The 5,354-nt window shown below is 71.5% G+C and carries 5 protein-coding genes; 4 read left to right on the forward strand and 1 reads right to left on the reverse strand.

The annotated features are described in order from the left end of the window. The 4 genes from G3I65_RS55740 to G3I65_RS55755 form a co-directional block, all read left to right on the forward strand. Window positions 1-247 (forward strand): oligopeptide/dipeptide ABC transporter ATP-binding protein (locus G3I65_RS55740; protein WP_345944116.1); only part of this gene is annotated, 247 nt, incomplete at its 5' end. Then, window positions 247-1,170 (forward strand): dihydrodipicolinate synthase family protein, encoded by a 924-nt coding sequence (locus G3I65_RS55745; RefSeq protein ID WP_125307577.1) that lies wholly within the window; start codon window positions 247-249, stop codon window positions 1,168-1,170. The genes G3I65_RS55740 and G3I65_RS55745, both read left to right, overlap by 1 nt. Next, complete coding sequence (locus G3I65_RS55750) at window positions 1,170-3,131, forward strand: beta-galactosidase (RefSeq protein ID WP_160704692.1); 1,962 nt, start codon at window positions 1,170-1,172, stop codon at window positions 3,129-3,131. The genes G3I65_RS55745 and G3I65_RS55750 overlap by 1 nt, the downstream gene beginning before the upstream one ends. A gap of 2 nt (window positions 3,132-3,133) precedes the next feature. Beyond that, window positions 3,134-4,960, forward strand: coding sequence for a sialidase family protein (locus G3I65_RS55755; RefSeq protein ID WP_239072059.1), 1,827 nt, complete (start codon window positions 3,134-3,136; stop codon window positions 4,958-4,960). Window positions 4,961-4,966: 6 nt separating this feature from the next. On the opposite strand, the gene G3I65_RS55760 is transcribed toward G3I65_RS55755, so the two are convergent. Beyond that, window positions 4,967-5,354: cellulose binding domain-containing protein (locus tag G3I65_RS55760; protein ID WP_203612780.1), on the reverse strand; the 388-nt coding region annotated here is incomplete at its 5' end.

The following is a 5,354-nucleotide window of genomic DNA, read 5'->3' on the forward strand; positions in this document are numbered from 1 at the left end:
CACGCGGGCGCTGTTCTCCGCGACGCCCAGCCTGCTGCACCCGGTCGAGCCGATCGTGCTCACCGGCCCGGTGCCGTCCGCGACGCGCCCGCCCAGCGGGTGCCCGTTCCGCACGCGCTGCCCGAAGGCCACCGCCGAGTGCGCGGCCGAGCTGCCGCCGCTCGCCGCGGCCGAGGGCGGCCACACCTACCGCTGCATCCACCCAGCTGTGTCCATTAAAGACACCCTTCCCGGAGTGAGCCCCTGATGCCGAAGTTCGCCGGAATCGTCCCGCCGCTGTGCACGCCGTTCAACGACGACTTCAGCGTGGACACCGAGTCGCTGCGGCGCCACGTCGAGGTCCAGCTCGACGCCGGCGTCCACGGCGTGTTCGTCCTCGGCTCCTCCAGCGAGGTCGCCTTCCTGCCCGACGCGCAGCGCCGCGTCGTCGTCGAGACGGCGGTCGACCAGGTCGCCGGCCGCGTCCCGGTGCTCGCCGGCTGCATCGACATGACGACGTTGCGGGTCGCCGAGCACATCCGCGCCGCCGAGGCCGCCGGTGCCGACGCCGTCGTCGTGACCGCGCCCTACTACACGCGCACGCACGTCGCCGAGATCGACCGGCACTTCCGCCTGCTGCGCGAACGCACGGCGCTGCCGATCGTGGCCTACGACATCCCGGTCGCGGTGCACACGAAGCTCGACGGCGGGCTGGTGCTCGACCTCGCCGCCGACGGGGTCATCGCCGCCCTCAAGGACTCCAGCGGCGACGAAGCCGCGTTCCGGGCCGTGTTGCTCGGCAAGCGCGACCGCGGCCTCGACGACTTCGCCGTGTTCACCGGGTCCGAGCTGGTGGTGGACGCGGCGCTGGCGATGGGCGCGGACGGTGCCGTGCCCGGGCTCGGCAACGTCGACCCGGTCGGGTACGTGCTCATCCACGACCACTTCAAGTCCGGCAACCTCGCCGCGGCCCGCCGCGAGCAGGAACGCCTGATGAAGCTGTTCTCGATCACGGCGGTGGCACCACCGAGCCGGATGGGCCGCGGCTCGGCCGGGCTCGGCGCGTTCAAGGCCGCGATGAAGCTGCGCGGGTTCGTCGACAACGCCGTGATGGCGCCGCCGCAGCTGCCCCTCAACGACGAAGAGCTGTTGCTGATCAAGGAAAAGCTCGTCGAAGCGGGCTTGCTCTGATGATCCGCTACGGCGCCGACTACAACCCGGAGCACTGGTCCGAAGAGGTCCGCCGCGAGGACCTGAAGCTGATGGCCGAAGCGGGTGTCACGATGGTGACCGCGGGGATCTACTCGTGGGCCGCCGTCGAGCCGCGGCCGGGGGAGTACGACTTCGGCTGGTTCGACGACGTCATGGCGGGCCTGGCCGGTGCCGGGATCCAGGTGTGCCTGGCGACGATGACCGCGTCCCCGCCGCCATGGCTGTCCCGGCTGCACCCGGAGATCCTGCCGGTGCGCGCCGACGGCGTCCGGCTGTCGCCGGGCGCGCGGCAGCAGTTCTGCCCGTCCAGCCCGGTGTACCGCTCGCACGCCGCACGGCTCGTGACGGAGCTGGCCACCCGGTACGCGGGCCACCCGGCGCTGGCGATGTGGCACGTGGGCAACGAGTTCGGCTGCCACATCCGGGCCTGTTACTGCGACGAATCCGCCGCGGACTTCCGGCGCTGGCTCGAGGACCGCTACGGCACGCTCGAAGCGCTCAACGACGCGTGGACGACGACGTTCTGGTCCCAGGGCTACGCCGAGTGGGAGGAGATCCTGCCGCCGCGCGTGGCCCCGACGTTCCCGAACCCCGCGCAGCAGCTGGACTTCCACCGGTTCTCTTCCGACGCGCTGCTCGAGTGCTTCCTGACCGAGCAGCGCGTGCTGCGGCGGGTCACCCCGGACGTCCCGATCACCACCAACTTCGTCGGCCTGGTGCAGAAAGCCCTCGACTGGCACACGTGGACCCCGCACGAGGACGTCGTCAGCCTCGACTCCTACCCGGACCCCTACGACCCGCGCGCCCACGTCGAAGCCGCGTTCGCCTACGACCTCGTGCGGTCCACAAAGGACAAGCCGTGGCTGCTGCTGGAGCAGGCGCCGAGCGCGGTGAACTGGCGCTCCCGCAACAGTCCCAAGCCACCGGGCGCGATGCGGCTCGGCAGCTGGCAGGCGATCGCGCAGGGTGCCGACGCCGTCCTGTTCTTCCAGTGGCGGCAAACCAGTGGTGGCGCGGAAAAGTTCCATTCGGCGATGGTTCCCCACGGTGGCCGGGAAACCCGGACGTTCCGCGAGACTTCGTCGCTGGGACAGGAACTGGCCCGCGTTCCCGAGCTGGCCGGGACGCGCGTGCGGGCCGAAGTCGCCCTGCTGCACGACTGGCCGAGCTGGTGGGGCCTGGAACTCGACTCGCACCCGGCGTCGCTGGAGCAACTGGAGACGCACCTCGCGCACTACGCGCCGTTGTTCGACGCCAACGTCACCTGCGACGTCGTCCACCCCGCGCGTGATCTTTCGCGGTACAAGCTGGTCGTCGTGCCGAACCTGTACCTGCTGGAGCAGGCGACGGCCGACAACCTGCGGGCGTACGTCGCCGGCGGCGGGCACCTGCTGGTGTCGTACTTCTCCGGGATCGTCGACGGCTGCGACCGCGCGTACCTCGGCGGGCACCCGGCGCCGCTGCGGGACATCCTCGGCCTGCGGGTCGACGAGTTCTGGCCGCTGGACGACTCGATCGCGCTCGACTTCGCCGACGGGACAACGGGTTCCGGGGCGCTCTGGTCCGAGTGGATCGAACTCGAAGGTGCCTCGGCCGTCGCGTCCTTCGGCTCGGGTGAGCTGGCCGGGCGGCCCGCGATCACCCGGCACGAGTTCGGCGACGGCGTCGCGTGGTACGCCGGCACCCGGCCCGAGCTGGGGCCGTTGCTCGGCCGCGTGTGCGCGGAAGCCGGGGTGACCCCGGTGCTCGAAGCCCCGCCGGGTGTCCAGGCCGTCGTCCGGCACGGCGAGGAAAGCGCTTACCTGATCCTGCTCAACCACGGCACCGAGCCGGTCACCGTCGACCTGCCGCGCCCCGCGCCGGACCTGCTCACCGACCCGTCGCGGCCGGTGCGCGAGGTCCGGCTCGCCCCGCTAGGTGTCGCCGTCCTGAAGGGATGAGAATGAGAAGACTGGGGAAGTGGGCCGCGCTGGTGGCCCTGGTGGCGGGCTCGCTGCTCGCCGTAAGCCCGGCGCAGGCCGCGCCGTCTTTCGACCAGCAGGTGCTGTTCAAGGCGGCGCAGGACCCGGGGTACCACTGCTTCCGGATCCCGGCGATCGTCAAGTCCACGCACGGCACGCTGCTCGCGTTCGCCGAGGGCCGCATCGACAACTGCGGCGACACCGGCGACATCGACCTCGTGCTCAAGCGGTCCACCGACGGCGGCCGGACGTGGTCGCCGCTGCAGGTGGTCAACCGCGGTGGCGGGGACACCCACGGCAACCCCGTGCCCATCGTGGACAGTCGCACCGGGCGGATCGTGCTGATCACGACGTACAACAAGGGCCGCACCGACGACAAGGGCTGTGACGTCCCGTGCCCGCGCACGCCGCATTCGCAGTACAGCGACGACGACGGCCTGACCTGGTCCACGCCGGTCGACATCAGCGCGCAGGCGAAGCTGCCGGACTGGGACTCCTGGTACGCGTCCGGTCCGGTGCACGGGATCCAGCTGGCCCGCGGCCCCCACGCGGGCCGGCTCGTGTTCGGCGTCAACGCGGAAACCAGCGACGGCGCGCATTCGATCGAGAACCACGCGGGACTCGTCTACAGCGACGACGGCGGGCGCACTTGGCGCGTCGGCGCGGTGAACAGCTATCCGCACCCGGTCGGCGGGACGTACACGCAGAAGCCGTCCGAAGTGACCGTCGTCGAACTGGCCGACGGCTCGATCTACGCCGGCGGCCGCGAGCAGGGCGGCACGGACATCGGCAACCGCGACTACGCCATCAGCCGCGACGGCGGCGAGACGTTTTCCCAGTCCTTCACGACGATCCCCGACCTGGTGACGCCGATGGTGCAAGGCTCGATCCTGCGCGTCGGCAACCGCCTCCTGTTCTCCTCGCCGTCGGACACCGACCGGCGGCGGTGGATGATGGTCCGGTCGTCGTACGACGGCGGCCGGACGTGGGAGAACGCCGAGCAGGGCACGCGGATCACCACGGACTGGTCGGGGTACTCGGACCTGGTGCAGATCGGCGGCCCGGAGATCGGGCTCCTGTACGAGGGTGGCGCGGTCGACGCTCGTGACGAAATCCGTTTCGCGCGGTTCGACGAGTCGTACCTCGGCTGGCACAACTCCGCGGGACCGTCCACACCGGACGTTTCGGGGCACGTGGATGCCCGGGTGCTCGGCGGTGCTTCCGTTGCGGCGGGCCGGTTCGGCGGCGCGGTGACACTGGACGGCGTCGACGGCTACGTCCGCGTTCCCTACGACCCGGCGCAGCCCCCTGGCGACGGCGACCTCACCTGGACCGGCTGGTTCCGGTACGGCGCCACGAAGGGCAACCAGGTGCTGTTCTGGCTCGGCGGGATGGGCGGCACCGCACCGCAGCTGTGGCTGCGCGGCGAACCGGCGAACCACCGGCTGCTCGCGATGATGACCACGGCGGCGGGGAGCGCGTCGGTGGCGACGACGCAGGCGTACGACGACCAGGCGTGGCACCACGTCGCGCTGGAGCGCACCGGCGGGAAGCTGCTGCTGTGGGTCGACGGCGCGCAGGTCGCTTCCGGTGCGGCGGTGGCGGGTTCGGTGAGCCAGACGGTGTCGTTCCAGCTGCAGCTCGGCCAGCGGCTGGACAACCAGTTCCGCTGGAACGGCTCGTTCGACGAGGTCCGGTTCTACCGCCGGGCGCTGACAGCCGCTGAGCTGGACGCGATCCGGCTGTCGAACGCGCCGGTCCCGGCGGGCCAGGTGCTGCGGCTGCCGTTCGACCGGCTCCGCGGCTGAGGATGTTCAGAGCGTCCGGCAGGTGACGGCCGGGCGGCCCGCGTCATTGCTCTGGGCCAGTGCGATGAAGCCGAACGTCGTGCTGGCGCCCGCGTCGAGCTTGGCGTTCCAGGCCGCGTTGCCGACCGTCACCGTCGGGCCGTCCACGGTGTAGTCGCCGTTCCACAGGCCCGTGATGTGATGGCCGCCCGGGAGGGTCCAGCGGACGCTCCAGCCGGAGAGGTCCTCGTCATGGTCGTTGCGGACGGTCACCTGCACCTGGTAGCCGCCGGGCCAGGAGTTCGTCACCTCGTAGCTGGCGGCGCAGCCCAGGTCGGCGGTCGTCGAGGTGGGCGGCGGCGGGGACGTGCCCGGCGCGGCGACCACCGGGGTCGCGTCGGGCACCAGAGCGGTG

Origin of the sequence: Amycolatopsis sp. SID8362, from assembly GCF_010550475.1 — a bacterium.
Taxonomy (GTDB): Bacteria; Actinomycetota; Actinomycetes; order Mycobacteriales; family Pseudonocardiaceae; genus Amycolatopsis; species Amycolatopsis eburnea.

Coding starts and splice junctions, on each gene's coding strand:
- G3I65_RS55750 (WP_160704692.1), top strand. CDS start 1,170: ATGATCCGCTACGGCGCCGACTACAACCCGGAGCACTGGTCCGAAGAG.
- G3I65_RS55745 (WP_125307577.1), top strand. CDS start 247: ATGCCGAAGTTCGCCGGAATCGTCCCGCCGCTGTGCACGCCGTTCAAC.
- G3I65_RS55755 (WP_239072059.1), top strand. CDS start 3,134: ATGAGAAGACTGGGGAAGTGGGCCGCGCTGGTGGCCCTGGTGGCGGGC.